The 24,382-nt window shown below is 73.3% G+C and carries 29 protein-coding genes and 1 pseudogene; 14 read left to right on the top strand and 16 right to left on the bottom strand.

Going from position 1 to position 24,382, the window contains the following annotated elements; all coding sequences use genetic code 11:
* Nucleotides 1-716: 716 nt before the first annotated feature.
* The 4 genes from ACZ55U_RS31955 to ACZ55U_RS31940 form a co-directional block, all read right to left on the bottom strand.
* Nucleotides 717-1,343 (bottom strand): HAD-IA family hydrolase, encoded by a 627-nt coding sequence (locus tag ACZ55U_RS31955; RefSeq protein WP_465531751.1) that lies wholly within the window; start codon nt 1,341-1,343, stop codon nt 717-719.
* A gap of 45 nt (nt 1,344-1,388) precedes the next feature.
* A complete protein-coding gene (locus tag ACZ55U_RS31950) occupies nt 1,389-2,039 on the bottom strand; it encodes a GNAT family N-acetyltransferase (RefSeq protein ID WP_465531749.1) in 651 nt (216 codons plus the stop codon).
* 85 nt (nt 2,040-2,124) lie between these two features.
* Nucleotides 2,125-2,931, bottom strand: coding sequence for a hypothetical protein (locus ACZ55U_RS31945; protein ID WP_465531747.1), 807 nt, complete (start codon nt 2,929-2,931; stop codon nt 2,125-2,127).
* A 60-nt stretch (nt 2,932-2,991) separates the two neighbouring features.
* Nucleotides 2,992-3,834 (bottom strand): alpha/beta fold hydrolase, encoded by an 843-nt coding sequence (locus tag ACZ55U_RS31940; protein WP_465531745.1) that lies wholly within the window; start codon nt 3,832-3,834, stop codon nt 2,992-2,994.
* Nucleotides 3,835-4,176: 342 nt separating this feature from the next.
* Here ACZ55U_RS31940 and ACZ55U_RS31935 point away from each other — a divergent pair, with 342 nt between their 5' ends.
* The gene (locus ACZ55U_RS31935; RefSeq protein WP_465531743.1) at nt 4,177-4,914 is read left to right on the top strand and encodes a helix-turn-helix domain-containing protein; all 738 of its coding nucleotides are present in this window, start codon (nt 4,177-4,179) and stop codon (nt 4,912-4,914) included.
* Nucleotides 4,915-5,115: 201 nt separating this feature from the next.
* The gene (locus tag ACZ55U_RS31930; RefSeq protein WP_465531741.1) at nt 5,116-5,505 is read left to right on the top strand and encodes a hypothetical protein; all 390 of its coding nucleotides are present in this window, start codon (nt 5,116-5,118) and stop codon (nt 5,503-5,505) included.
* 26 nt (nt 5,506-5,531) lie between these two features.
* On the opposite strand, the gene ACZ55U_RS31925 is transcribed toward ACZ55U_RS31930, so the two are convergent.
* Nucleotides 5,532-6,215: an AAA family ATPase gene (locus ACZ55U_RS31925; RefSeq protein WP_465531739.1), complete on the bottom strand. Its 684-nt coding sequence runs from the start codon at nt 6,213-6,215 to the stop codon at nt 5,532-5,534.
* A 23-nt stretch (nt 6,216-6,238) separates the two neighbouring features.
* On the opposite strand from ACZ55U_RS31925, the gene ACZ55U_RS31920 reads away from it, so the two are divergent.
* The gene (locus ACZ55U_RS31920) at nt 6,239-6,775 is read left to right on the top strand and encodes an AAA family ATPase (protein WP_465531737.1); all 537 of its coding nucleotides are present in this window, start codon (nt 6,239-6,241) and stop codon (nt 6,773-6,775) included.
* A gap of 33 nt (nt 6,776-6,808) precedes the next feature.
* Here the strand turns inward: ACZ55U_RS31920 and ACZ55U_RS31915 are convergent, their stop codons facing one another.
* Nucleotides 6,809-7,345, bottom strand: a complete 537-nt coding sequence (locus ACZ55U_RS31915; RefSeq protein WP_465531735.1) for a DUF6328 family protein — start codon at nt 7,343-7,345, stop codon at nt 6,809-6,811.
* Nucleotides 7,346-7,482: 137 nt separating this feature from the next.
* Between ACZ55U_RS31915 and ACZ55U_RS31910 the strand changes: the two genes are divergently transcribed.
* Together ACZ55U_RS31910 and ypfJ are read left to right on the top strand one after the other, a co-directional pair.
* Entirely contained in the window at nt 7,483-8,007 is a 525-nt protein-coding gene (locus ACZ55U_RS31910; protein ID WP_465531733.1) for a hemerythrin domain-containing protein, read from the top strand.
* Between the two features lie 177 nt (nt 8,008-8,184).
* Nucleotides 8,185-9,090: a KPN_02809 family neutral zinc metallopeptidase gene (gene ypfJ / locus ACZ55U_RS31905; protein ID WP_465531731.1), complete on the top strand. Its 906-nt coding sequence runs from the start codon at nt 8,185-8,187 to the stop codon at nt 9,088-9,090.
* 110 nt (nt 9,091-9,200) lie between these two features.
* Here ypfJ and ACZ55U_RS31900 read toward each other — a convergent pair whose 3' ends face one another.
* Nucleotides 9,201-10,130, bottom strand: coding sequence for a LysR family transcriptional regulator (locus tag ACZ55U_RS31900; RefSeq protein ID WP_465531729.1), 930 nt, complete (start codon nt 10,128-10,130; stop codon nt 9,201-9,203).
* 165 nt (nt 10,131-10,295) lie between these two features.
* Here ACZ55U_RS31900 and ACZ55U_RS31895 point away from each other — a divergent pair, with 165 nt between their 5' ends.
* The 3 genes from ACZ55U_RS31895 (at nt 10,296) to ACZ55U_RS31885 (ending at nt 14,261) form a co-directional block, all read left to right on the top strand.
* Complete coding sequence (locus ACZ55U_RS31895) at nt 10,296-10,829, top strand: hypothetical protein (protein ID WP_465531727.1); 534 nt, start codon at nt 10,296-10,298, stop codon at nt 10,827-10,829.
* A complete protein-coding gene (locus ACZ55U_RS31890) occupies nt 10,822-12,435 on the top strand; it encodes a multicopper oxidase family protein (RefSeq protein WP_465531725.1) in 1,614 nt (537 codons plus the stop codon). Before ACZ55U_RS31895 ends, ACZ55U_RS31890 begins: the two co-directional genes overlap by 8 nt.
* A gap of 188 nt (nt 12,436-12,623) precedes the next feature.
* Nucleotides 12,624-14,261 (top strand): alkaline phosphatase D family protein, encoded by a 1,638-nt coding sequence (locus ACZ55U_RS31885; protein ID WP_465531723.1) that lies wholly within the window; start codon nt 12,624-12,626, stop codon nt 14,259-14,261.
* Between the two features lie 176 nt (nt 14,262-14,437).
* Here the strand turns inward: ACZ55U_RS31885 and ACZ55U_RS31880 are convergent, their stop codons facing one another.
* From ACZ55U_RS31880 to ACZ55U_RS31870, 3 genes are all read right to left on the bottom strand, one after another.
* Nucleotides 14,438-15,676: a cytochrome P450 family protein gene (locus ACZ55U_RS31880; protein ID WP_465531721.1), complete on the bottom strand. Its 1,239-nt coding sequence runs from the start codon at nt 15,674-15,676 to the stop codon at nt 14,438-14,440.
* A 113-nt stretch (nt 15,677-15,789) separates the two neighbouring features.
* On the bottom strand, nt 15,790-16,305 hold the full coding sequence (locus ACZ55U_RS31875; protein WP_465531719.1) for a hypothetical protein: 516 nt from the start codon (nt 16,303-16,305) through the stop codon (nt 15,790-15,792).
* A gap of 95 nt (nt 16,306-16,400) precedes the next feature.
* Nucleotides 16,401-16,847: an anthrone oxygenase family protein gene (locus ACZ55U_RS31870; RefSeq protein ID WP_465531717.1), complete on the bottom strand. Its 447-nt coding sequence runs from the start codon at nt 16,845-16,847 to the stop codon at nt 16,401-16,403.
* 90 nt (nt 16,848-16,937) lie between these two features.
* Between ACZ55U_RS31870 and ACZ55U_RS31865 the strand changes: the two genes are divergently transcribed.
* Entirely contained in the window at nt 16,938-17,516 is a 579-nt protein-coding gene (locus ACZ55U_RS31865; RefSeq protein WP_465531715.1) for a TetR/AcrR family transcriptional regulator, read from the top strand.
* A gap of 371 nt (nt 17,517-17,887) precedes the next feature.
* Here ACZ55U_RS31865 and ACZ55U_RS31860 read toward each other — a convergent pair whose 3' ends face one another.
* The 3 genes from ACZ55U_RS31860 to ACZ55U_RS31850 form a co-directional block, all read right to left on the bottom strand.
* Nucleotides 17,888-18,097 (bottom strand): DUF397 domain-containing protein, encoded by a 210-nt coding sequence (locus tag ACZ55U_RS31860; protein ID WP_465531713.1) that lies wholly within the window; start codon nt 18,095-18,097, stop codon nt 17,888-17,890.
* A 146-nt stretch (nt 18,098-18,243) separates the two neighbouring features.
* Nucleotides 18,244-18,459: a DUF397 domain-containing protein gene (locus ACZ55U_RS31855; RefSeq protein ID WP_465531711.1), complete on the bottom strand. Its 216-nt coding sequence runs from the start codon at nt 18,457-18,459 to the stop codon at nt 18,244-18,246.
* An 87-nt stretch (nt 18,460-18,546) separates the two neighbouring features.
* Nucleotides 18,547-18,759 carry a DUF397 domain-containing protein gene (locus ACZ55U_RS31850; protein ID WP_465531709.1) on the bottom strand — a complete coding sequence of 71 codons (213 nt, stop codon included), beginning with the start codon at nt 18,757-18,759 and terminating at the stop codon, nt 18,547-18,549.
* Between the two features lie 243 nt (nt 18,760-19,002).
* Between ACZ55U_RS31850 and ACZ55U_RS31845 the strand changes: the two genes are divergently transcribed.
* Both ACZ55U_RS31845 and ACZ55U_RS31840 read left to right on the top strand, forming a co-directional pair.
* Nucleotides 19,003-19,665, top strand: a complete 663-nt coding sequence (locus ACZ55U_RS31845; RefSeq protein WP_465531707.1) for an HAD family hydrolase — start codon at nt 19,003-19,005, stop codon at nt 19,663-19,665.
* 9 nt (nt 19,666-19,674) lie between these two features.
* A pseudogene (locus ACZ55U_RS31840) lies at nt 19,675-19,839 on the top strand (helix-turn-helix domain-containing protein); the annotation flags it as partial.
* Between the two features lie 241 nt (nt 19,840-20,080).
* Here the strand turns inward: ACZ55U_RS31840 and ACZ55U_RS31835 are convergent.
* Nucleotides 20,081-20,293 carry a DUF397 domain-containing protein gene (locus tag ACZ55U_RS31835; RefSeq protein WP_465531705.1) on the bottom strand — a complete coding sequence of 71 codons (213 nt, stop codon included), beginning with the start codon at nt 20,291-20,293 and terminating at the stop codon, nt 20,081-20,083.
* Nucleotides 20,294-20,607: 314 nt separating this feature from the next.
* On the opposite strand from ACZ55U_RS31835, the gene ACZ55U_RS31830 reads away from it, so the two are divergent.
* On the top strand, nt 20,608-21,840 hold the full coding sequence (locus ACZ55U_RS31830) for a helix-turn-helix domain-containing protein (RefSeq protein ID WP_465531703.1): 1,233 nt from the start codon (nt 20,608-20,610) through the stop codon (nt 21,838-21,840).
* Between the two features lie 138 nt (nt 21,841-21,978).
* Here the strand turns inward: ACZ55U_RS31830 and ACZ55U_RS31825 are convergent, their stop codons facing one another.
* On the bottom strand, nt 21,979-22,194 hold the full coding sequence (locus ACZ55U_RS31825) for a DUF397 domain-containing protein (protein ID WP_465531701.1): 216 nt from the start codon (nt 22,192-22,194) through the stop codon (nt 21,979-21,981).
* Entirely contained in the window at nt 22,175-23,008 is an 834-nt protein-coding gene (locus ACZ55U_RS31820) for a helix-turn-helix domain-containing protein (protein WP_465531699.1), read from the bottom strand. The genes ACZ55U_RS31825 and ACZ55U_RS31820 overlap by 20 nt, the downstream gene beginning before the upstream one ends.
* A 332-nt stretch (nt 23,009-23,340) precedes the next feature.
* Between ACZ55U_RS31820 and ACZ55U_RS31815 the strand changes: the two genes are divergently transcribed.
* Together ACZ55U_RS31815 and ACZ55U_RS31810 are read left to right on the top strand one after the other, a co-directional pair.
* Nucleotides 23,341-23,847 (top strand): NUDIX domain-containing protein, encoded by a 507-nt coding sequence (locus ACZ55U_RS31815; protein WP_465531697.1) that lies wholly within the window; start codon nt 23,341-23,343, stop codon nt 23,845-23,847.
* Between the two features lie 68 nt (nt 23,848-23,915).
* The gene (locus tag ACZ55U_RS31810; RefSeq protein ID WP_465531695.1) at nt 23,916-24,344 is read left to right on the top strand and encodes an ATP-binding protein; all 429 of its coding nucleotides are present in this window, start codon (nt 23,916-23,918) and stop codon (nt 24,342-24,344) included.
* Nucleotides 24,345-24,382 lie beyond the last annotated feature (38 nt).

The following is a 24,382-nucleotide window of genomic DNA, read 5'->3' as shown; positions in this document are numbered from 1 at the left end:
CGCCGACCAGGCGACGGCCGAACCAGTGGCTGTCGAACCGCCCACACCCGTCCTGACCAGGTAATCAGCACCTCCCGCGCAGCGGGGGAAGCTCATGGGTCTGCCGTGCCGGCCTGCGCCGTTTGTGGCTGGACCGCACCGCCTCCCAGTCCGTTCCGGCCCACGGGGGATCCATGTTCTGCACACCTCGGCCGACCTCCCTGGGGCCGTGGGGGTGTGACTGTGGCGGCCCGTCGTGGGAAGTCGGCGGGTCCGACTTCCTGGGCGGGGGCGTCGTCTTGGGCGGGTGAGGTCCTTGCCCGTTGCGTGGGCCTTGTGGCCGCTCCTGCGCCTGCCCGCCCTGTCCTCGCGGTGTTCGGTGGCCCGCCTCCTGTGTGGCGGGGGCGTCGCGTGCACAGGAAGTCGGCTGGGCCGACTTCCTGTGCCAGGTGGGCCGTGCGACCGTATCTGCGCCTGTCCGCCGCCTCTTTGCGGCCCGGCGCTGCCGCAGGCCCGGGGGAGGTCGAGTCCGCGGCCCTCGCGCGCCCGTTGGGGCCAGGCTTTGGCGGAGCGCCCGCGTGCGGTGGTCGGCCGGCTGGCCGGCTGTCGCTCTTCGGGGCCGGCAGGTAGCGCCCGCCTGGCCGGGGCAGGCCGAACCGGCTTGACCCGCTGGGTGGTTCGGGCTTTGCCGCCGGCGTCGCCGGGCCGACTTCCCGCGCCGAACGGTCCCCAGTGCGTCAGGGCAGCGTGTCGAGGACGGGTGCGAGGGCCTCGCGGAGGTCCTCGATGCGGCGGTAGTGGAGGGCGGCCATGCCCACGGTGCGGGCCGCGGCGACGTTGGCGGCCGTGTCGTCGACGAACAGGCACCGGCTGACGGGGACCGCGACCCGCTCGGCGGCGATCAGGTAGACGCGAGGGTCGGGTTTCGCGACACCGATGCGGGAGGTGTTCACCACGGTGTGGGCGAGGGTGTCGAGGCCCTGACGGGCGAGGTCGGACTCCAGCCGGGTGGTCGCGTTGGACACCAGGGCGAGGGCAGCCACGTCACGCACGCTGGCGAGCAGGGACACGACCTCCCGGTCGACCCGCGGCACGAGTTCGGACCAGGCCCGGACGGCGCTTCGGGCGCGTTCTGCCGAGCCGCACACGTCCGCGAGGTCCGCGGCCACGGCCGAGCGCCACTGCTCGTCGGTTGTCTCCCCGGTGATCGCGGGGTGCAGGCGCGCCGGCGCGAAGGCGGCCGCGGCGAGCGCGCCCGGCGGCAGTCCGTGGGCGCGGTCGAGGTCGGCGTCCTCGGGGCCGGGCCAGTGCCGGATCACCCCGTCGATGTCGCAGAGCACGGCTTCGTAGGGCCGATGGGGCACGATCGGATCTCCTTCGTGGAACGGCCGCCGGGCCGCCGGGGCCGGTCAGGCGTCGAGGCCGAAGAGGGCGCGGCAGGCGTCGCTCAGACCGGTGACGGTGACCGGCGTGCGGGCGTGCTCGGCCCAGGACTGGGGGGTCAGGCGCAGGCGCTGGGAGACGACGACCTCGCCGTCGAGGACGTCGCGGGAGATGCCGTCGTCGCGGTAGCCGAGCCTGCGGGAGACGGCGAGGGAGGAGTGGTTGTCGCGGAAGGACAGCGAGGTCGCCGACCGGGTGCCCAGCTCCGCGAAGGCCAGGTGGAGCATCGCGGCGCGCATCTCGGTGCCCAGGCCCTTGCCCTGGTGCTCCAGGCCGAGCCAGGAGCCGGAGACGATCTCGCGGCGCACGCCGTACCGCGTGGCGCGCATGTCCTGGATGCCCACCGGGCGCCCCTCGTGGAAGGCGACCAGGTCCAGCGCCCAGTCCTGCGCCGTCCAGCGCCCCAGCCGCGCCCAGTGCGTCTGCACGACGTGCCGGGCGCGTTCGGCGGGCGCCAGCTCGCCCCACGGCGTCAGGAAGGGCCGCTCCTGCGGCGGGTGGACACCGCGGGCGGCGACGTCGGCCACCTCGGCGAGTTCGTCCTCGGTGGGCAGGCGCAGCTCCAGGCGGGGCGAGGCCACGCGCAGCCCCCGCAGGGGCCAGTGGTCGGTGATCATCGGACCAGTGTGCCGGGCGCCCGTGCCGCACGCACCGTCATTTCCCCGCCGCCTGGGCACCCAGGGGACCGAAGAGCCCGGAACCTCAGGGAGCCCAGGGCAGCCGCAGCGCCTCGATCCCGGCGTCCTCCAGCAGTGCGTCGACCAGGGCGGGCGGCCCGGCGACCTTGGTGGCCCACAGGTCGTAGTCGGTGCACAGGATCCAGGAGCCGTCCTCGGCCCAGAGGTTGGACGGACTGTAGTGGGTCTCCGGGTTGTCGTACAGGAGCCCGGTGTCGCCCAGGCGGCCGGCCCGCACGTGCGCGGTGGTGTAGTCGGCGTCCCCGCCGAGCGTCAGCGGGCTGTAGTAGGCCAGGCAGCGGGTGTCCGCCCCCGCCGGGCTGTGCGCGAGGAGCAGGCCCGTCAGGCGGTCCCACGTCCCGCGGTCCAGGCTGCCCTCGGTGGGCGGCACGATGCCGACCGGCCAGCTGCCCTGCTTCCTGACCGAGGGGAAGCAGTGGTGGGAGGGCAGCAGCCCCTCGGGCACGACCGCCTCGCCGCTGCGCTCGGCGAGCTCCGCCCAGCGCAGCCGCCGCCAGCCCGGGCCGGGGTGCCCGGCGCGGCCCAGACCGCCTCCCGTGACGACCAGGCCCGCCGTGTCGAGGTCGATGTCCGCCACGATGTCGGGCGCGACGCTCCCGTCGGCCAGGCCCGCCCGGCGCTGCTCGTGGTACGACACCCCGCCCGGCCCCGCCTCGTGCTCGTACATGGCGTTGAGCACCCAGGCCGCGTCCGGGGACGGCGGCGGCATGAACCCGGTCAGCCCCTCCCCGCACCGCTCCCGCAGCCAGTCGGTGGCGGCGGGCAGCGCGAGCGGCCACGCGCCCGACAGCGGGTTCGGTTCCTCGCTCATGCGGTCATGATCCCAAAGGCGCGGCCGCGCCGTGAGCCGTGGCCGCGGCGTCGGCGGACGTCAGTGCCCGGCGGCGCCGGGCCGGTCGAGGGCGGCGACCTCGCGCACCGCGTCGGCGACGGCGCGGAAGTCCTTTTTCAGGATCGCGCCGTGGTTGCTGGCGACCTTCGCGCTGAGCCCGATGTGCGGATTGCGCTCGATCACCTGCGGCACCACCGCGCGGATCACCTCCTGCTCGTCGCCCTTGCTGCCCAGCGAGGAGCCGGAGGCGAGCACGTACCGGGTCGGCACGGTGATGGCGTCCAGCACCGCGCCCAGCGCGCGGGCGCTGTTGACCGTGGCCAGCTCGATGTTGCACTCCGACATCTGCCGGGGCGTCATCCGCGGCGTCAGACCGGTGGGGCGCAGCAGCATCATGAGCGGGTACCACAGCCGGAACTGGCGGTGGATGCGCCGCTCCAGCTCCTCGTCGAGCCAGTCGTACGGCTGGGCGCCGTCCACCAGGACCGCGCCGACGGCGCGCCGCGGGTTGCGCGAGGCCCAGTGCGCGGCGACGAACGCCCCGTAGGACCAGCCGACCACCAGCGCCCGCTCCACGCCGCGCGCGGCGAGGACGGCGTCGACGTCGCGCACGGCGGCCTCGAAGGAGTAGTCCGCGGAGCGCTCGGACCTGCGGCCGCGGGCCCGCTCGTCGAAGGTGATGTGCCGCAGGGAGGGGCCGAGGTCGGCCAGCACCCGGCGCCAGTAGCCCTGGGTGGCGAACTGGCCGTTGAGGTAGAGCACCGGCAGGCCCGTTCCGCCGGTGTCGGTGACGGCCAGGGCGGTGTCCTCGACCGGCACCATGCCGGTCCAGGCGCTCGGGCGGGTGGTGGGTGCGGTGTGGTGCTGGTGCTGGTGCGTCATGTCGTCCCCCTGGGTTTCCTGCCGGCGCGCCGCGCCGGGTGCGGAGGCTGCGGGCGGTGATGTCGCCCTGGGCAGTGGTGGCGTGGACGGCCGAGCCCGGTGGCGCCGTCGCCGCGCAGCCGGCTGTTGTTTCTGACATCGGAAACGCTACGTTGCTTTCAAGATCCTGGCAACGCACTCGTTGCGCAGAAATCGCATTGACGCAGGCAGTTGACGGGAAATCGTTGCAACGGGCATGTCGCGCAACGCAACGGCGACCGTGGCGATCATTGCAATGGGTGGAAGGTGAACGCTAGGGTGGGCACCCGGGAACCCCCCGCCCCCACCACCGAGGAGGACGCGATGCCGGGAGGCAGACTCACCCAGCACGAACGCCGCCAGATCGCGCTGGGCCTGGCCGACGGCCTGCCCTACGCCGAGATCGCCCGGCGCCTGGAACGCCCCACCTCGACCGTCACCCGCGAGGTCATGCGCAACGGCGGCCCCGTCGCCTACCGCGCCGACCTCGCCCACCGCGCCACCGAACGCCGCGCCCAGCGCCGCCGCACCACCGCCCCCTCCGGCGGGACACGGCCTGGCCCGCAGCCCCACGGGCGCGACGGCGAGGCCGTCGCCGCCTACGAGGAACGGCTCACCACCGTCCTCATGGGCTCCGGCCTCAACCGGATGGGAGCCCGGGTGATCACCTGCCTGTCCACCACCGACGCGGGCAGCCTCACCGCCGCCGAACTCTCCGAACGCCTCCAGGTCAGCCCCGCCTCCGTCTCCAAGGCCATCGCCTTCCTGGAGAGCCAGAGCCTGGTGCGCCGGGAACGCGACGAACGCCGCCGCGACCGCTACATCGTCGACGACGAGCTCTACTACCAGTCGGTCATCGCCAGCGCCCGCGCCAACGACCGGGTCGTCGAGGCCGCCCGCGAGGGCGTCGCCGTCCTCGGCCCCGACACCCCAGCCGCCGTGCGGCTGGAGAACATCGCCCGCTTCCTCGACCACATCAGCGAGAGCATGGTCCGCGCCGCCGAACAGGCCCGCGACGTCCTCCGCGCCAAACCGGCGGCGGCCACGGCCACGCAGGAGTAGGACGCCGGACCCGCCGACTTCCCACGCCCGGCCCTCCGGAGCTCAGGCCGCCCGGCGCGTGGCGCGGGCGGCGGCGGGTGGTGGCCGGAGGGCGGGGGCCGGGCCGTAACCCGGGGCGGGGGCGGCTCGTTGGGCACTGCGGGTCGAGTGGAGAAGGCCGGGGGCGAGAGTGCGCCCCCGGCCCGGACGGAGGGGATGGTCATGACCGACACCGACGCGAAGGCGGGCAGCGTGGTCCGCGAGGGAAGCCCGGACTCCGCGGTGGACCGGGTGGCCGACTTCTACGGGGCGTACATCGACGCCGTCTCCGACGGCACCGACGACCTCGGCGGCGAACTGCGCGCCCACTACCTGACCGAGGACTTCCGCCAGCGGCTGGCCGCCTGGGAGGAGGCCAACCACGCGGACGGCGTGCTGCGGGCGCAGGACGTGCCCACCCACTGGGAGGTGCGCTACCACGACTCCGGCGCCGGGCACCTGTTCACCACCGTCACGCTGACCTGGGGCACCGGCCCCGACGCCGGGCACACCCGGCTGGCGGTGCAGAGCGACCTGAGCACCAGGCTGATCTCGGACATCGAGGAGGGCTGACCCTGCCGGCCGCCGCCGCCCCGGGGTCACGCCAGGGCGGCGGCCAGGCGCTCGGGCAGGGTCGCGTAGGGGCGGCACTCGACGACGGGCAGCGCGTGGGCACGGGCCTGGGCGGCGAGCCAGTCGCTGTAGCGGGCGCTGACGGCGGCGCGCTCGGGCTGCGGGCCGCAATCCGGCTCCCGGTCGGCGTAGTTGGCGACGATGCGCCGCGGGTCGTCCTCGTGCAGGAAGACCGCGCGCACCCGCCGGCCCGCCGCGGCGGCCTCGGCGGCGGCCCGGGCGGCGGCGGCCGGGGTGAGGTAGTCGCCCTCGACGATCGCCGGCACGTCCACGGTGAGGCGGTTGCGCACCACGCCGAGCACCGCGTCGTCCAGGGCGCGGGCGGTGGCGATCTGGAGCTCCAGGACGCGGTCGGCGTCCAGCGCGTCGGGGTCGGGAAGGGCGGAGAAGTGGTGCAGGCCGGGGTGGCTGTCGGCGCTGGTGGCGGCCTGGAGGGCGGCGACGACGTCGTCGAACTCGACCACGAACGCGCCGTGCCGGGCGGCGAGACCGGCCGCGGCGCGGCTCTTGCCGAGGCCGGAGGCGCCGCCGATCAGCAGCACCTCCCACGCGGCGCCGTCGGCGGCGGGACGGTCGGCGGCGCCTCCGGCGGGGTGGGAGAGGTCGTCGGGACGGGAGAGGCTGTCGGGGCGGGAGAGGTCGTCGTCCATGCGCCCACGCTAGTCGGTCCCCGGTGACCGGTAGCAGGCGCACCGTCCTGGTGGTGGTGCGCGGCAACAGCGGCTCCGGCAAGTCCAGCGTCGCCGCCGCCCTGCGCGCGGCCCACGGCCGGGGACTTGCCGTGGTGGCGCAGGACAACCTGCGCCGCACCGTGCTGCGCGAGCGCGACGTTCCGGGCGCGGCGGCCGTCGGGCTGGTGGACACGGTGGCCCGCTACGCCCTCGACCACGGCTTCCACACCGTCGTCGAGGGCATCATGGCCGCCGACCGCTACGGCCCGATGCTGGCCGCCCTGGCCGCCGGGCACCGGGGCCTGACCCGCCTCTACTACCTGGACGTCCCCTTCGAGGAGACGGTGCGCCGCCATGCCACGCGCCCGCAGCGCGCCGAGTTCACGCCCGGTCAGATGGCCGGCTGGTACCGGGAGCGGGACGTGCTGCCGGGCGGCCTGGAGCGGGTGATCGGGCCCGGCAGCTCACTGGAGGCCACCGTGCGCCGGGTGCTGGACGACACCGGCCTCGCCCCGCCGGGGTGGATCCCGCCGCCCTGACCCGAGCCCGCCGGCCGGCCGACGGCGCGGCGCTCAGGCCCGGTCGCGGGTGGTGACGCGGCGCACCGCCCAGGGCAGGGCGAACCACAGCACCGCGAAGAGCGCCGCGATGAAGCAGGTGATCGGCACCGCCGCCGCCGTGCCGAGGACGACGTCCAGGACCAGCAGCACCGCGCCGCTCAGCGAGGCGGCGAGCAGCAGCAGGCCGGTCTGGGCGATGCGGGCGGAGACGGTGACGATCCGCTGCTTGCCGGGGTGGCGGTACAGGCCCCGGTGCAGGGCGACGGGGGTGGCCAGGACGGCCGCGGAGACAACGGTCAGCAGCAGGGTCACCACGTAGATGTCCTGCTGGGCGTCGGTGAGTTGGCCGAAGCGCGGGGTGAAGGCGACACCCAGCAGGAACGCGAAGACGATCTGCACGCCGGTCTGGAGCACCCGCAGCTCCTGGAGCAGCGCCACCAGGCGCCGCTCGGCCCGCACCTCAGGGTTCCACCAGCCGGGCGGGGGAGCGGAGGGGGAGGGCCGGCGGTCGGGCGCCGGGGCGCCGGGCGGGGGAGGAGCGCTGGTCATGCGCCAGCTTCTCACGGCCCGGCACCGGCGCCCCGCTTGCGCCGCGGCCGTGGCGCGTGGTCGGATGGCGCCGGCATCGCGTGCCGGTGGCGGACCGCGTCAGGCATGGAGGTGCACGACCGAAGGGACCGCCACCCGTGGCCTCCCCCTCCCGCGGCGACCGTACGGCCGCCCTCAGCCTTCAACTCTCCAGAGCCCACCAGGACTTGCGTCGGCGGCTCGCCGACCTGCGGGCGAACCCCGGACACGCCAGCCCGGGCGGCGACGACGGACTGCGCACCCACTGCCTGGCCTTCTGCACCGCCCTGACCAACCACCACCAGGGCGAGGACCACGGCCTGTTCGCCCAACTGCTGCGCGAGAGGCCGGATGTGGCCCCGACCATCGCCAAACTCGTCGAGGACCACGGCCTCATCACCCACATCCTCACCCGGGTGCGCCACCTCGCCGACCGGGCCGCCGCCACCGAACCCGGCGACGGCCCGGAGGCGATCGCAGGCGAACTCGACGGCCTCGCCGCCATCATGGACTCCCACTTCGGCTACGAGGAACGCGCCCTCGCCGCCGCCCTCGGCACCGGAGTCCACGACGACGGCTGGTCCGAACCCGTCCTGCGCTTCCGGACGCCACGCTCCCCGGCCCCCGCGCAACCCGCGCCGTAGGACCCCTCGCCCCGCCCTCGCCGCCGCCCGGCCGGGCCCCGCCCCCCACGGCGGGGCCCGCCCGGAAGGACCCGATGCGGCGCGACGCCGGCCTCAGCCCGTAGGCTGGACGGCCGTGGACGGCGCAGACCGTCACCGGCAGGGCGGAACACGACAGGAACGGGCAGGCACGGGCACATGCAGTTCGACGACCAGGGCGACCTCGACACCTCGCAGGTGGACGACCGGCGCGGCATCCCCGGCGGGAAGGTCGCCATCGGCGGCGGGGCCGTGGGCCTGCTCGCGGTGCTGGTCGCGGTCGTCCTCGGAGTCGACCCGCAGCTTCTGGGCCTGTCCTCCGGAAGCGGCTCCGGCGGCTCCTCCTCGGGCGCGCGCACCGCCGGGGAGGCGCAGAAGGAGTGCAAGACCGGCGCGGACGCCAACAAGCGCCAGGACTGCCGGATCGTGGCCGTCACCAACAGCCTCCAGGAGTTCTGGCGCGCCGAGCTGCCGCGCGCCGCCAAGATCCCCTACAAGAACGCCGAGACGGTGCTGTTCACCGGCCAGGTCTCCACCGCCTGCGGGGCGGCGACCTCGGCGGTCGGCCCGTTCTACTGCCCGGGCGACAAGAAGGCCTACTTCGACCTGGGCTTCTTCAACGAGCTGTCCAGCCGCTTCGGCGCCAAGGGCGGCCCGTTCGCCGAGTCCTACGTCGTCGCCCACGAGTACGGCCACCACATCCAGACCCTCACCGGCGCCATGCAGAAGGTCGGCAACGACCGCCAGGGCGCCACCAGCGGCTCGGTGCGCCTGGAGCTCCAGGCCGACTGCTACGCCGGGGTGTGGACGCACCACGCGACCACCACCCCGCAGCCCTCCACCGGCCGCCCGCTGATCGCCTCGCTCACCGACCAGGACATCGCCCTGGGCCTGGACGCGGCCGCGGCCGTCGGCGACGACCGGATCCAGCAGCAGGCCACCGGGCGGATCAACCCGGAGGCCTGGACGCACGGCTCCTCCGAGCAGCGCAAGGCCTGGTTCACCACCGGCTACCGCAGCGGCGACTTCGCCCAGTGCGACACCTTCTCGGCCGCCAAGCTGTGACCGCCGCCCGGCCGTGACCTGCGCCCGGCCGTGACCTGCGCCGAGCCGTGACCTGCGCCGAGCCGTGACCTGCGCCCGGCCGTGACCTGGCGCCCGGTCGTGACCCTCCGTCACCCGGTGGCCGCCGCGCCGCGGTCCCCGTCAGCCGCCGCGCCGCGCCCGCCCGCCCCCTCCCAGTCCCATGCCGCGACGGCGTCGCGCAGCAGCCGGGCGGCGGCGGGCAGGCGCTCGCCCGCGCCCCAGAAGAGGGTCAGGACGCGGCGGCACCCGGGGGCGTCGACGTCGACCCACACCAGCGCAGGACGCGAGGAGGTGCGCCGGGAGACACCGGGCACCAGGCCCACGCCCAGGCCCGCGCCGATCAGTTCGGCGATGGCGCCGGCCTCGTCGCACTCGCAGACGATCCGCGGCTCCAGGCCGCGGGCGGCGAACAGCCGCTCCAGCAGCCGGCGCTGCCAGTGCCCGGGGCGGGCGGCGATGAACGGCTCGCCGGCGACGTCCTCCACGGTGACCGAGGCGCGCCCGGCCAGCGGATGGCCGGGCGCCACGGCCAGCCCCACCACCTCGTCCAGCAACAGGGCGCTCTCCAGGCCCTCGGCGGCGATCGGCTGGGAGACCACGGCGAGGTCGATCTCCCGGGCCCGCAGCCGGCGGGCCGCCTCCTCGGCGGACAGCTGGTGCAGCTCGATCTCCACCCCGGGGCGGGCCGCCTTGAACGCCGCCAGCGGCGCGCTGAAGGCCAGGAACGTCTCCGAGGCCAGCCGCACCGTCCCGAAACCCTGCCCCGCGGCCTCCGCCACCGCCCGCCGGCCCGCCGCCAGCTCGCCGAGCGAGCGCTCCACGTAGTCGCGGAACAGCAGCCCGGCCGCGTTCAGCCGCAGCCGCCCGCCCCGCTCGAACAGCGGGGTGCCCAGCTCGGCCTCCAGCCGGGCGATGGAACGGCTCAACGACGGCTGGGCGACGCGCAGTTCACCGGCCGCCCGGCTCAGGTGCTCCAGCCGCGCCACGGCCAGGAACTGGGTGAGCGTGTTCAGGTCCACCAGACCTCCCCGGGCCCTGTCTCTTCCATGTCTTCCATGCCTCCCCAGGCATAACGCCATAGCAATATTGATCTTAGACACGATAACCCGGGAGTCATATCGTCGAGGGGTGGGCCGCGCACCGGACCACCGCACGGCCCCACGCCCCACGAGGAAGGACGCACCATGGCCACCGCCGCCGACAGCATCCCGCCGCAACCCCTGGCCCGGCCCGCCGCGGGGGAGCGCACCGGGCCCGCCGGCTGGACACTGCGGGCGGTGGCCGCCGTCCACACCGCCGTGATCTCCGGCCAGCCCGTCTTCGCCGGCGTCTACCTCACCGGCGACTACGACGCCCTGGGCTGGCACCGCCTGGGCGCCGACACCGTCACCTCGCTCGGCTACGTCCAGGTGATCGCCGCCCTCACGGTCTGGATCCGGCTGCGCCGCTCCTGGCCCTTCGCCGCCGCCCTCGCCCTGGCGGCGGCCGAGTCCGTGCAGTACCTCGCCGGGCTGGACGGCGCCCTGTGGCTGCACCTGCCGCTGGGCGTGGCGAGCGTCGCCGCCGCCGTCGTCCTCACCATCGCCCTGTGGCGCCTGCCGTGGCCCCCACGCCACCGAGCCCCGTGGGAGACCACGCCCGAGTCCCGGCCGCGGCCCGGCCCGCGGACCCGGCCGCACTCCGACGAGCCCGGGCCGCAGGACGACGACCGTGCCTGAGCCCCGCACCCCAGCCCTGACCCGCCGCCAGGTCCTCGGCATCGGCGGCGCCTTCGGCCTGCTCACCACCGCCGGCCTCGCCACCGCCGCCACCCTCGCCCGCCGCCCCGCCGCCACCGGCGGCCAGCTGCGCAGCACCGCCCCCCTCCCACCCCCCTACCAGGCACCGCTGCCGCTGCCGCCCGTCCTCAAACCCGTCTCCACCGACGGCGGCACCGACCGCTACGAGATCGTCCAGCGCGAGACCGCCGCCGAGATCCTGCCCGGCCTGCGCACCCCCCTGTGGACCTACGGCGACACCTTCCCCGGCCCCACCATCGAGGCCCGCCGCGGCCGGCCCGTCACCGTCACCCACCACAACCACCTGCCCGTGCCCACCGCCGTCCACCTCCACGGCGGCCGCACCCCCGCCGAATCCGACGGCTACCCCACCGACCTCGTCCTGCCCGCCGGCTGGCCCCAGACCCCCCACCGCATGCCCGGCACGGACGGCGGCCACCACAGCGGCGCCATGACCGACCCGCGCGCCGTCACCACCCGCCTCAAGCGCGACTACACCTTCCCCAACGACCAGCGCCCCACCCTGCTCTGGTACCACGACCACCGCATGGACTTCACCGCCCCCGCGATCTGGCGCGGCCTCGCGGGCCTGTACCTCGTGCGCGACGACGCCGAGGACAACCTCGGCCTGCCCGCCGGCCCCCGCGAGATCCCGCTGATGATCGCCGACCGCGCCTTCACCGCCGACGGCGCCCTCACCTACCCCTCCCTCGACCCCACCCTGCGCGAACGCCCCGGCGTCACCGACCCCTACACCGCCGGCGTCCTCGCCGACGTCATCCTCGTCAACGGCGCCCCCTGGCCCGTCCACGAAGTCGACGCCGCCCGCCACCGCCTGCGCCTGCTCAACGCCTCCAACGCCCGCCACTACGAACTCGAACTGCGCACCGAGGACGGCCGCCGCCTCGACCTCGTCCGCATCGGCGCCGACCAGGGCCTGCTCGACGCCCCCGTCACCCACCGGAGCCTGCCCGTCGCCCCCGCCGAACGCCACGACCTCGTCGTCGACTTCGCCACCGCCCCCGTCGGCTCCCTGGTCCGCCTCGTCAACCGCCTGGGCACCGGCCGCACCCGCGACGTCATGGCCTTCCGCGTCGCCCGCCCCGCCACCGACGACAGCCGCGTACCACCCGCCCTGTCCACCGACCTGCCCCGGTGGCGCCGCGAAGACGCCGTACGCACCCGCGACTTCGCCTTCCGCGCCGGCCGCGCGAACGGCGCCCACGGCTGGCTCATCGGCGCCCAGCCCTACGACCCCGCCCGCACCGACGTCACCGTCCCCCTCGGCGACACCGAGATCTGGCGCCTGATCGCCGACGTCCACCACCCCGTCCACCTCCACCTGGTGGGCTTCCACGTCCTCACCCGCGCCGGAAGACCCCCGCTGCCCCACGACACCGGCCTCAAGGACACCGTCTCGCTGCGCCCGGGGGAGTCGGTGGAGATCATCACCCGCTTCGACGGCTACCGCGGCCGCTACCTCTTCCACTGCCACAACGCCGAGCACGAGGACATGGGGATGATGGCCAACCTCGAAGTCGTCTGACCCGCCCGCCCGCGGGACGGACCGCCCGGAACCCGACGGTCCGTCCCCAATCATGGCGGTGTGCCGGACCTTCACGGGTCTCCCACCGGATGATCACTCTGCCGCCGTGGTCCCGACCCCCGCAGGACGGGGTGGTCCACTCCAATTCCCTTCGCACACCCACCGAGCTGCGAAAGGCCACCACCCCGATGACCGGACCCGCCGACCGCCCCACCCCCGACCGGATGCTGCGCGAGGCCGCCGCCCGTCTGGACCGGCGCCGCTTCCTGACCGTCACCTCGGCCGCCGCCGCGCTCGCCTTCAGCGTCAACCTGCCCTCCGCGCACGCCGCCGACAACGAGATCGCCCCCCGCGCCATCGGCGACAACCCCTTCACCCTCGGCGTGGCCTCCGGCGACGCCACCCACGAGGCCGTCGTGCTCTGGACCCGCCTGGCCCCGCGCCCGCTGGAGCCCGGCGCCGGCCTGCCGCCCACCGGCTCGGTCAAGGTCGGCTGGGAGATCGCCCGCGACGACACCTTCCGCCGCGTCGAGCGCCGCGGCACCGCCCGCGCCCACGCCGAGTTCAACTACGCCGTCCACGTGGACGTCGACGGCCTCGCCCCCGGCCGCGAGTACTGGTACCGCTTCACCGTCGGCTCCTGGTCCAGCCCCGTCGGCCGCACCCGCACCATCCCCCCGCGCGGCAAGAAGCCCGACACCGCCCGCATCGCCTTCGTCTCCTGCCAGGCCTACGAGGACGGCTACTTCACCGCCTACCGCCACCTCGCCGGCGAGAACCTCGACGCCGTCTTCCACATCGGCGACTACATCTACGAGTACGGCATCGACGCCGCCGGCGGCGACCGCAAGTACACCGACCGCACCCTGCCGGCCCACTTCAACCACGAGACCACCACCCTGGAGGACTACCGGCTACGCTACTCCCTCTACAAGACCGACCCCGACCTCCAGGCCGCGCACGCCGCCCACCCCTGGTACGTCACCTGGGACGACCACGAGGTGGAGAACAACTACGCCGCCGGCATCCCCGAGAAGAACCAGGACCCCGCCCCCTTCGTCGCCCGCCGCGCCGCCGCCTACCGCGCCTACTGGGAGAACCAGCCGCTGCGCATGCCCCAGCCGCGCGGCACCGAACTGACCCTCTACCGCCGCGTCCACTTCGGCCAGCTCGCCCAGTTCGACATCCTCGACACCCGCCAGTACCGCGACGACCAGGCCAACGGCGACGGCTGGCAGTACCCCACCCCGGAGTCCGAGGACCCCAAGCGCACCCTGATGGGCGCCACCCAGGAACGCTGGTTCGCCGACGGCCTGCGCCACTCCAAGGCCACCTGGAACGTGGTGCCCCAGCAGGTCGTCTTCTCCCGCCGCAAGAACACCACCGCCGAGCGCTCCAAGCTCTCCATGGACGCCTGGGACGGCTACCCGGCCGCCCGCGAGCGCTTCCTGAAGGCCGTCGACCAGTCCGGCGTGAAGAACCTGGTGCTGCTCACCGGCGACGTGCACGTGGCCTACGCCCTGGACGTCAAGCGCGACTTCGACGACCCCGGCTCCCGCACGGTGGGCGTGGAGTTCGTCGGCACCTCGATCAGCAGCGACGGCGACGGCGAGGAGAAGCCGTCCAACTGGAAGACCCTGATGGCGGCCAACGCGCACATGAAGTTCTACGACGGGCGCCGCGGCTACACGGTGCTCACCCTGGACCGCCACCGGGCGCGCGCCGACTACCGCGTCGTCGACCGGATCACCCGCCCCGGCGGCACCCTGTCGACGGCCGCCTCCTTCGTCACCGAGGCCGGCAACCCGGGCGTGCGCCCCGCCTGACGGCCGCTCGCGCGCCGGGCCCTCCCGCCGCGCCCCGGCCGCAGGCGGCGGGAGGGCCCGCCCCTGCCCGCGGGCCGCTCCCGCGGGCAGGGCGCGGCGAGGGGAGCGAGAGCCAGGCGGGGGTCCAGGGCGCGGACGGGGGCGGGTCGCGGCCGGGTTCGGGGCGCGGCGGGGGTTCAGGGCGCGGACGGGGTGGGGACGATCCACAGTTCGCACGGGCCGTTGATGACGGCGGACTCCACCCGGGCCGGCGCCGGCCGGCCGGGGTCCAGGACGGCGTCGGGACACGCGCCGAAGAGGCCGGCCAGCGCCACCTCGGCCTCCAGGCGGGCCAGCGGCGCGCCGAGGCAGAAGTGCGGGCCGTGGCCGAAGGACAGGTGCTCCTTGCCGGGGCGCGTCGGGTCGAAGTCGTCCGGCCGCTCCGGGTGGACCTGCGGATCGCGGCCCGCCGCGCCGAACCCGAGCAGGATCGGCTCGCCCTCGCGGATGACCACGCCCTCGCCGAGGTCGATGTCCTCCAGCGGGTAGCGCAGCGGGATGTGCATCGCCGGGCTCTCGTAGCGCAGCGTCTCCTCGACGACGTCCGTCCAGGCGAGGGCGCCCTCGCGCACCAGCGCCAGGTGACCGGGGTGGGCGAGCAGCGCCTGGACGGCGCTGGTGATGAGGTTGACGGCCGTCTCGTACCCGGCGCCGAGCATCAGGAAGAGGATGTCGCGGGCCTCCTCCTCGCTGCGCCCGCTGTCGCCGCCGACGGGCAGGGCGGCCACGTCGCTGGCGAGGTCGGGCCCGGGCTCGCGCCGTTTGAGCTCCAGCAGCCCGCTCAGCACCGCGTTGAGCTCCGCCCGCGCGGCGGTGATCCGTTCGGGCGTCGCCGACGTCATCACCTGGACGTCCATCGCCCTGCCGAGCGCGGGCCGGGCGGCGGCGGGGACGCCGAACAGGTCGCAGATCACCGTCATGGTCAGCGGAAGCGCCAGGGCCTGCCGGATGTTCACGGCCTCGCCCGGGGCGAGGGCGCGCAGCGGGCCGACCAGGGCCGCGGTCGTCGCCTCTATGCCGGGGCGCAGCGCGGCCACCCGGCGGGGCGAGAAGGACGGCGCCATCTGCCGCCGCCCCGCGCGGTGTTCGGCGCCGTAGAGGTTGAAGAAGTTCCGCTGGAGCGCGAGCGGGCCCATCGGCCAGCCCTCGGGGACCGAGGCCAGGGCGGGCCAGTGCCTGCGCGGGTCGCGGGAGACCCGGGGGTCGCCGGTCAGGGCGCGGATCACCGAGCTGCGGGTCACGGACCAGGCGGTGATGCCGCCGGGCAGCTCCACCCGCACGGCGGGCCCGGCGCTGCGCAGCCGCGCGTTCTGCCGGTGGGGGTCCCGGGCGGTCATGTCCAGCACCGGGCAGCCGTTGTCGTCTTCTGGAGCCATGGCGATCGCTCCTCGGGGTCTTCCGGGTCTTCCGGGGTCTGCCGGGGCCGCTCGGGGCGCCGCGGCCCGTGTCCGGGGCCTGTGTTCCGTTGTAGAGGGGTGCGGCGCACCCGTCAACGGGGCGTCGGCCGCGCGGTCCCCACGGAGCCGTGGACGGCGTGTTCCCACAACTCCAGTCCGGCACGCAGGAGTTCGCGGACGGCGGCGCTCTCCTGGTCGGTCCAGGCGTCCTCGCCGGCGGCCGGGTCGAGGGGCCGGCCGCCGAAGGCCTTCCGGTAGGCGCTGTCGTGGACGGGCCCCTGGGCGGGCAGCGGCGGGCCGTGCTCCAGGCTGCGGGAGAGGTCCTCGAAGAAGTTCCAGGCGTCCAGGAGCAGTCCGGGCGGGACGGGGGTGAGGTGCTCGGTCCACCGCCGTACCGGGCGCAGGTCGAGGGTGCCCTCGCCCTCCCAGGTGAGCGTCAGGCCGGCGCGCTCGCAGTGCTCCCGCAGCGGTGCGAGCTCGGCGAACGCGAGGAGCCTGCCGAGGCCGTCGACGAGCAGCCGGTCGGGCTCCTCGCCCTCGCCGGGCCGCCAGATGAGCGTCATGTCGCCGCTCCTGGTGGAGAGGCGGTACGGGAAGTGGTCGGCCACGCGGCCCCCTCGGTGTCGTGGCGGCGTGCGCCGCGTCGGCCACCATCCTGCCCGGGACGTAACCCCGGCCGCGCGCTCCGGCACCTTCCGCGGGCTCAGGCGAGGGCGGCGGCCAGCAGGGCGAAGGCGGCGACGATGACGGCGACGCGGGCGTAGTGGTAGCGGTCCCAGCGCCTCGTCTGCTCCTTCCAGTCTGCGGGGCGGTTCTCGGGGGTCCAGGTCTTGCCCCGGTTGTTGATCGGGACGAGCAGCAGGACCGACATGATCACGCTCAGGAGCAGCAGCGCGCCCGCGGTGGCGACGAGGCCGGTGCCGTGGTGGCCCCGGGCGGCGACGGCCCAGAGCGAGGTGAGGGCGAGCGAGCCGAGGTACCAGGCCGGCATCACGGCGCCGAGCATCCGGCCGCCGTGGGAGCGGGCGAGCTGGCCGCTGTCGTCGGGGAGCGCGGCGAGGATCGGGTTGATGACGAAGGCGACGGAGAACTCCACCCCCACCATCACGCCGACGACCACGGTGGTGACGACCTCGAGTGCGCTGAGCATGGTGACCCTCCCGGGACCTAGCACTGCTAGATGATGGGTCAACGCTAGACCTGCCGTAGCTCGGTTGTCTAGCGGTGCTAGGGTCGAAGCATGTCGCTACAGGAACGCAAGCAGCGCGAACGGGCGGACCGCGAGCGCCTCATCGTGGCCACGGCTCGCGAACTCGCCGAGCAGCAGGGCTGGGACGCGGTCACCACCCGCCGGCTCGCCGAGCGCATCGAGTACAGCCAGCCCGTCCTCTACAGCCACTTCCGCGGCAAGCGCGAGATCATCGGCGCCGTCGCCCTGGAGGGCGCCGCCGAGATGGCCGCGGCACTGCGGGCCGCGACCCGCGCCGCGAACGGCCCGCGCGCCCGGGTCACCGCCCTCGCCCGCGCCTACCTCGACTTCGCCGAACGCAACCCGGCGGTGTACGACGCCATGTTCCAGCTCGACGGCGGCCTCGCGTTCGCGCACGAGGACACCCCGCAGCCGCTGAAGGACGGCTTCGCCGCCCTGCTGGAGAACCTCGACGACGTCGCCGGGGAGGGTGTCCACCCGGGGCTGTTCACCGAGGTGTTCTGGGCGGCCCTGCACGGGCTGGCGACCCTGACCCGGGCGGGACGGCTGCCCCCGGGGGACGCCGAGCGCAGGGTGGAGCTGCTGGTGGACCGGCTCGCCGTCCTTTGACGCACCGGCCCGTCGGGTGCCTGGCCGCCGGTCGGCCGGCCGCTCGCGGCTGCTCGCCGGCACCGGCGGCCCGTTCGCCTCGGCGGCCTCGCTGCGGCTGGCGGACCCCTGGCCACCGCCCGCGATCCGGACAGCCGCGTGAAGAGACCGCCCTCGTCATCCCGCGCGGGGTCCGTTCGGCCCTCGGGCTGGGGGAGCCGGAGGTGGACGGCTCAGGACACCGGGCTGCTCCTTCGAGGGAGGGCGGATGTCGGGCGGCAGGCGGTGAGGAGTTCGGTCCGGGGCGAGCCGGGGGAGCCGATGGGCGCCCCGGAGGTCCTGCCGGCTCCCGGGGCAGGGGAGTGGTGCGGCGGCGGAGCCCGGACAGCGGCTCAGATGCCGCCGAACTCGCCGCTGCGGACGGCGGCGACGAAGGACGCCCACGCCTCCGGGGTGAAGGTCAGGGCTGGGCCCTGGGGGTCTTTGGAGTCACGGACCATGCCAGGGTTCGCATCGTTCACCTCGATGCAGCCACCCCCGCCGTTGCTGTAGGTGCTCTTCCGCCACCTGGCGCCGGTCAGGTCAACTTCCGTGGGGTTCATGGCCTTTCCGTGCCCTTCCCCGTCCGCGCAAAACGCTCGGCTGGGGAGCCCCGGCCGAGCGTCTGGCTGAACCGTCCGCGCGACCAGATGGCCGGCCCTGTGGTGTGGCGTGTCCGGGCGGTGGCGTCGGGCGGAGGCTTTTCGGTTCAGAGTTCGCCGAACTCGCCGCTGCGGACGGCGGCGAGGAAGGACGTCCACGCCTCGATCGGGAAGAGAAGGGCAGGCCCGTTCGGGTCCTTGGAGTCACGGACCGGCATGACGGCCGGGTAGCCGTCTGCGACTTCAACGCAGCCTCCCTGCCCGTTACTGTAGGTGCTCTTCCGCCACCTGGCGCCGGTCAGGTCAACTTCCGTGGGGTTCATGGCCTTTCCGTGCCCTTCCCCGTCCGCGCAAAACGCTCGGCTGGGGAGCCCCGGCCGAGCGTCTGGCTGAACCGTCCGCGCAAAGGTTCAGAGTTCGCCGAACTCGCCGCTGCGGACGGCCGTGACGAACGAGCTCCAGGCCGCAGCCGGGAAAACCAGAGCCGGCCCCTGGGGGTCCTTCGAGTCGCGAACGGGCATCACGCCGGGGAGGCCGGCGGCGACCTCGACGCAGTCGCCGCCGTTGTTGGAGTACGAGGACTTGGCCCAGGAGGCGCTGGACAGGTCTGCGTGGTCGGTCATGGCGGGATTTCCTTTCGCGGGGTCGTCGGTTGCTCGGATGCCACTGCGGTATCCAAGCAGCCCTCCCTCTGGCCTGGGAGTGAAAGCCCGTACGGTGCGCAGGAAGTCGGCGGAGTCGACTTCCTGCGCACGCGGGCGGGTTGGGGCAGTATCCGTCTTCAGGAACGCCGATCGGGCGACCGTGGTGCGGAAGGACTTGGAGAGGCCACCAGGGGATCGTCCTCGCCTCGCTAGGCTGCGGCTGTGACGATCAAGGCTGTGGTGTTCGACGTCGGGGAGTGCCTGGTCGATGAGACCAGGGAGTACGGTACTTGGGCCGACTGGCTGGGCGTGCCGAGGCACACGTTCGTGGCCCAGTTCGGCGCGGTGATCGCGCAGGGGCGGGACTACCGGGAGACCTTCCAGGTCTTCGCTCCCGGCTTCGACCTCTACGAGGAGCGTGAGAAGCGGGCGGCGGCCGGCCAGGCGGAGACCTTCGGTGAGGACGACCTCTACCCGGACGTCCGGGGAACTCTCGCTCGACTCCGGTCGGACGGCCTGTGGTTGGCGATCGCCGGGAACCAGACCGTGCGGGCCAGGGCGATCCTGCGCCGGCTGTTCACGGACGACGTCGACCTGATCGGCACCTCCGACGACTGGGGCGCGAGCAAGCCGGACCCCGCCTTCTTCGAGCGCGTCGCCGAGGTGGTACCCGCGGAGCCGGACGAGATCCTCTACGTCGGTGACCGGCTCGACAACGACGTGCTCCCCGCCCGTGCGGCGGGCATGCGGACGGCGTTGATCCGGCGCGGCCCGTGGGGCTGGATCCAGCAACACGACCCGGCAGCGGAGCAGGCGACGTTCCGGATCGACTCGCTGAAGGAACTCCCGGACCTGATCGCCAAGTTCAACGCCGGAGCGAGCTGAACGAACTGAAAGCGGGCCGCCTGGTCGGCCCGGCTGTCCGGCGACCCGTTGATGGAGACGGTCGCGGACCGGATGCGGGTGCGGGACATGTGGGCCACCGCGGACTGGGGCGACTCCCTGGCCCTGTCCGATAAGGCGCTCGGCCTCGTCGAGGACCGCTACCGGGTCAACGACGAGGCCGTCGGGCCCACGCCACCCTGCGGAAGATCGTCTACGCCGAGCGCGCGGCCACCCGCGAGAAGCTGCGCCACATGTCCGACCGCTTTCACCTGGACGGATAGGGCGGTAGTGCCACTACGACAGCGCTCGGCTGGGAGCTCCAGCCGAGCGTCTGGCTGAACCGTCCGCGCAATCAGATGGCCGGCCCTGTGGTGTGGCGTGTCCGGGCGGTGGCGTCGGGCGGAGGCTCTTCGGTTCAGAGTTCGCCGAACTCGCCGCTGCGGACGGCGGCGAGGAAGGACGCCCACGCCTCGGTCCGGAAGACCAGAGCCGGCCCCTGGGGGTCCTTCGAATCGCGGACGGGAGCCAGTCCGGGGAAGCCGGCGGCGACCTCGACGCAGTTGCCGCCGTTGTTGGAGTACGAGGACTTGACCCAGGAGGCGCTGGACAGGTCTGCGTGGTCGGTCATGTTGGAGTTCCTCTCGGGGTTGTCGGTTCGTCTGCCCGATGTCACTGCGGTATCCAAGCAGCCGGCCCCCTGGCTTGTGGGTGAAAGCCCGTACGGTGCGCAGGAAGTCGGCGGAGTCGACGGTGGTCGGCCAGCCGCTTGCGGGTGCTTGCCGGCGTTGGCGGTCCGCCGGAGCGAGCAGGAGTCCTACTCGCCCCACAAGCCGCGCCTTGGTGAGCGACCTGTGACGCGGCCCGCCGGAACGAGGTAGCTTCCTGATAGCACCGCGGGCTCACGGACCGGACAGGCGGGCGCGAGTGCGTGGGAGGGCTGCTGTGCTGGAGGAACGGGAGTCGATCGGCAAGCGGGTGCGGCGGGCGCGGTTGCGGCTGGGAATGACCCAGGCCGACCTGGCCGCCGCGCTCGGCAGGACCCAGGGCTGGGTGTCGAAGGTCGAGAAGGGCGTGATCGAGCTCGACCGGGCGGGCACCATCAACCAGATCGCGGCAGCGCTGCACTGCCACCCCAATGACCTCATCGAGCGGCCGTTCGTCGCGGGCACACCGTCGGAGAACCAGTGGCAGGTGTCGGCGGCGGCCATTCTGCGGGAGCTTCGCCGGTACGACCTCACGCCGGTCTTCGACGGAACGCCCCGGCCGTCGGCGGAACTCTGGCGCGAGACCGAGCGCCTGCACCGGCTGAGGGACGCCGCCGCCAACGTGGCGATCCTGAAGGTGCTTCCGGACATGCTCCGCGAAGCGCGTGCGCTGGCCGAAGTGTCCACCGGCCACGAACGCGAGGAGGCTTTCGCGGTCTACGCGATCGAGTGCAAGTTCGCGCATACCGCCGCGCACACGCTCGGCCATCCCGAACTGATCGCCATGGCCTGTGAGCGGGCCGCCTGGTCGGCCCGGCTGTCCGGCGACCCGTTGATGGAGGCGGTCGCGGACTGGATGCGGGTGTGGGACATGTGGGCCACTGCGGACTGGGACGACTCCCTGGCCCTGTCCGACAAGGCGCTCGGCCTCGTCGAGGACCGTTACCGTCTCAACGACCCGCTGGCCGTTCGGGCTTGGGGCGCCATGCACCTTCGTGCCGCCGTGTCCGCCGCACGCGCCGGCCGTCGGACGGAGGCCGAGGACCGCATCCGGCACGCCCAGGCGGCGGCGGAGTTGATGGACGGGGTCCGGGTCGCACCGCCCTTCGACCGGCACTCGCTGACCTTCTCCGGTGGCAACGTCCAAGTCCACGCGGTGTCCGTGCAGTTGGAGATGGGCGACCACGCCCGGGCGCTGATCCTCAACGAGCGTGCCGACCCCGCGAAGCTCGCCGCCCTCCCGGCCTCCAGGCGAGGCCACCACCACATGGACCTCGCCCGCGCCTGGCTGTGGGACGGCAACCGCGACAAGGCACTCCAGGCACTGGAGACGGCGGAGAGGATCGCCCCTCAGCTGGTGCGCAACCACCCGATCGCCCGCGCCACCCTGCGGAAGATCGTCTACGCCGAGCGCGCGGCCACCCGCGAGAAGCTGCGCCACATGTCCGACCGCTTCCACCTGGACGGATAAGGCGGTATTCGCCGCTACGACAGCGCTCGGCTGGGAAGCCCCAGCCGAGCGCCTGGCTGACCCCTCTGCGTAACAACCAGCTGGCCGACCGCATGTTGCGGCACTTCCTGGCAGTGGCGTCGGCCGGAGGCCTTCGGTTCAGAGTTCGCCGAACTCGCCGCTGCGGACGGCCGTGACGAACGACGCCCACGCCTCGATCGGGAAGACGAGGGCGGGCCCCTTCGGATCCTTGGAGTCTCGGACCGGCATGACGGCCGGGTAGCCGTCTGCAACTTCAATGCAGCCTCCCTGCCCGTTGCTGTACGTGCTCTTTCGCCACCCGGCGCCGGTCAGGTCAAGTTGCATGGCCTTCATAGTCCTTCCGTGCTTCCCGGACCGCGACCAGGCTGTCCGGTTGGTTCAGGGCATTCGCCTGGAGCCGATCGTACTTTCCAGCCCACCTTGATACGACCTCGGAGTCCTGCTCCAGGAAGCCCCGTTGCAGGGTCTCGGTATACCCGACCATGGCACGGTTCGGCAGGGTGAGCAGCGTGACCGAATGTGAGAAGGGACGATTTTCACCGAGCAGGTAGGGGGCAACTTGAAAGACAATGTTGGGCCGTTCGGCCAGTTGCTCCAACAAGCGCAGCTGGCGCGCCATAACGGCTGGTCCTCCAATCGGACGCCGCAGGGCCGATTCATCGAGAACAACATGGATCGCCGGCGTCCGGTTGAGGAGCTGCTGCCGAACAGACAGAAGCCTGAGCCGTTCCTTTGCCTGCTCTTCTGTCGCTTCGCCACGCCGAACCGGTGCCGACTCGTAAGCAGCGCTGTAGTCCGAGTGCTGAAGTATGCCGGGGACCATGTCCAGCTCGAAGAGCCGGATGGCCAGGGCCTCCCGCTCCTTGGCCGCGAACTCGGGGAAGCCTGGAATCAACGATCCGTTCTTCCAGCTCCACCACAGGAGCTCCAGCGAGCCGTTGGTCCCCAAGGCGGCCTCACAGAGCCTGACGAAGTTTAAGCTCGGAGCCTGTTTCCCCGTCTCTACGTTCGAGATGTAGACGTTCGAGTACCCGATCAGCTTCCCCAGCTCCACCTGGGTCAGGCCCTTGGCATCCCGTGACGTGCGGAGATGGACGACAAGTGCTGCCAGAGGAGATGACGTTGGATCAAGTGTGCGACGGTTCATGATCAATCTCAACTTAAAGCGAAGCCAACTAGAGAGTTCAAACACTTCCGATCGTAGGGGATCAAGCGCCACGATAGCTACGCCTGGTGATTCGTCGGGCGCGTAGAGCAATCTTCGGAGCCCCATGCGTCACGTGCGGAGTCCTGAGTCTCACCTCCAAGTCAAAGGAAATGTGTGCAGCACTTCAGCAGCGCGGAGGGATGGCAACCCGCGCGACACCCGCCTTCGGGGACGTGGTACTCGGGAAGGCGACGCATCGGCCGCCCTACCGCCGGCCCTTCGAACGGGTGGCTGTATCGGCCGGTAGTCAATTCCACGTAGTTGGAGAAGGGTTGAGCACGCATCTCATCGCAAACAAGCCCCCAGCCCGCCGGTCGGGCCAGCAGGCCTTCGTCCTGCGTGAAGACCCCGGCGGGTCGGGCGAACTCTCCGTCCTCCTGGTCGACCCCGCCTACCGGGACGGCCTGTCTCTGCCCGGCGGCAGCGCCGAACGGGACGAACTCCCGCACCTCGCCGCCCGCCGGCACCTCGAAACCGAGACCGGGCTCGTCCTGCCCCTGCGTACGATCCTCACCGTCGACTACGCCCCCGCCACCGACTCACCCGAGGGCCTCGACCTCGTCTACGCGGGCGGGCTGCTCACACCCCGACAGGCCGAAACCACCACCAGCCACCAGCCTCCGCAAGATATCCGCGCCCTCCGCTGGATCCCCCGGCACACGCTCCGCGATGTCATGGCCCACGACCAGTACCGCCGGGTCGAAGACGCCTGGGACGCCTGGGAGCACGGCGACGGCCTCCCCCTCCTCATCCAGGGCATCCCCGTCCCCGTCGGCTGATCAAGGCGACGACCGCCCACGCATCGCCCAGCGCACCCCATTCACACGCACCCCCTTGAGGCACCCCCATGCTCAAAAACCGTCGCCCCCGCCCGTTCGTCGCGCGTCTCGACCGCCGACCCGAATCAGCGCCGCTGGCTCGCTACTTGCTCCGGGCCTACCTCTCCGGGCTGCCTGCCGGCGACCGCTACTGCGACACCGCCGAACTCCTCCTGTGCGAGCTGTTCGCCAACGCCGTTCGGCACTGCGACGGTCCCGACGACCGGCACATCGAGGTCCGCTTCTCCCTCGTCAACTCCCGTCTCCGGCTGGAGGTCCACGATGCCGGGAGCGGCCGCCCCTCCCTCCGCACGGCCTCGCCGGACGACGAGTGCGGGCGCGGTCTCCTTCTCGTCAACGAGCTGGCCGAGCGGTGGGGTTGCTGCCCGCGCACCGGCGGTATCGGCAAGTTCGTCTGGGTGCTCATCGCCCCCACCCCCATCCCCGCCGCCGCCTGAAAGCCCGGACCTCCCTCATGCACCTCACCACCCTCGCC

This window comes from Kitasatospora sp. NPDC034533, from assembly GCF_055575155.1.
This window is presented reverse-complemented; position numbering and strand designations above follow the sequence as displayed.

Bases quoted from the DNA above. Each gene is read 5' to 3' on its own strand.
- ACZ55U_RS31855 (WP_465531711.1), bottom strand. From the start codon at position 18,459: ATGAACCCCACGGAAGTTGACCTGACCGGCGCCAGGTGGCGGAAGAGC.
- ACZ55U_RS31835 (WP_465531705.1), bottom strand. From the start codon at position 20,293: ATGACCGACCACGCAGACCTGTCCAGCGCCTCCTGGGTCAAGTCCTCG.
- ACZ55U_RS31810 (WP_465531695.1), top strand. From the start codon at position 23,916: ATGCTCAAAAACCGTCGCCCCCGCCCGTTCGTCGCGCGTCTCGACCGC.
- ACZ55U_RS31950 (WP_465531749.1), bottom strand. From the start codon at position 2,039: ATGATCACCGACCACTGGCCCCTGCGGGGGCTGCGCGTGGCCTCGCCC.
- ACZ55U_RS31820 (WP_465531699.1), bottom strand. From the start codon at position 23,008: ATGAACCGTCGCACACTTGATCCAACGTCATCTCCTCTGGCAGCACTT.
- ACZ55U_RS31865 (WP_465531715.1), top strand. From the start codon at position 16,938: ATGTCGCTACAGGAACGCAAGCAGCGCGAACGGGCGGACCGCGAGCGC.
- ACZ55U_RS31930 (WP_465531741.1), top strand. From the start codon at position 5,116: ATGACCGACACCGACGCGAAGGCGGGCAGCGTGGTCCGCGAGGGAAGC.
- ACZ55U_RS31915 (WP_465531735.1), bottom strand. From the start codon at position 7,345: ATGACCAGCGCTCCTCCCCCGCCCGGCGCCCCGGCGCCCGACCGCCGG.
- ACZ55U_RS31825 (WP_465531701.1), bottom strand. From the start codon at position 22,194: ATGAAGGCCATGCAACTTGACCTGACCGGCGCCGGGTGGCGAAAGAGC.
- ACZ55U_RS31895 (WP_465531727.1), top strand. From the start codon at position 10,296: ATGGCCACCGCCGCCGACAGCATCCCGCCGCAACCCCTGGCCCGGCCC.
- ACZ55U_RS31945 (WP_465531747.1), bottom strand. From the start codon at position 2,931: ATGAGCGAGGAACCGAACCCGCTGTCGGGCGCGTGGCCGCTCGCGCTG.
- ACZ55U_RS31885 (WP_465531723.1), top strand. From the start codon at position 12,624: ATGACCGGACCCGCCGACCGCCCCACCCCCGACCGGATGCTGCGCGAG.
- ACZ55U_RS31940 (WP_465531745.1), bottom strand. From the start codon at position 3,834: ATGACGCACCAGCACCAGCACCACACCGCACCCACCACCCGCCCGAGC.
- ACZ55U_RS31925 (WP_465531739.1), bottom strand. From the start codon at position 6,215: ATGGACGACGACCTCTCCCGCCCCGACAGCCTCTCCCGTCCCGACGAC.
- ypfJ (WP_465531731.1), top strand. From the start codon at position 8,185: ATGCAGTTCGACGACCAGGGCGACCTCGACACCTCGCAGGTGGACGAC.
- ACZ55U_RS31880 (WP_465531721.1), bottom strand. From the start codon at position 15,676: ATGGCTCCAGAAGACGACAACGGCTGCCCGGTGCTGGACATGACCGCC.
- ACZ55U_RS31850 (WP_465531709.1), bottom strand. From the start codon at position 18,759: ATGACCGACCACGCAGACCTGTCCAGCGCCTCCTGGGCCAAGTCCTCG.
- ACZ55U_RS31870 (WP_465531717.1), bottom strand. From the start codon at position 16,847: ATGCTCAGCGCACTCGAGGTCGTCACCACCGTGGTCGTCGGCGTGATG.
- ACZ55U_RS31860 (WP_465531713.1), bottom strand. From the start codon at position 18,097: ATGAACCCCACGGAAGTTGACCTGACCGGCGCCAGGTGGCGGAAGAGC.
- ACZ55U_RS31935 (WP_465531743.1), top strand. From the start codon at position 4,177: ATGCCGGGAGGCAGACTCACCCAGCACGAACGCCGCCAGATCGCGCTG.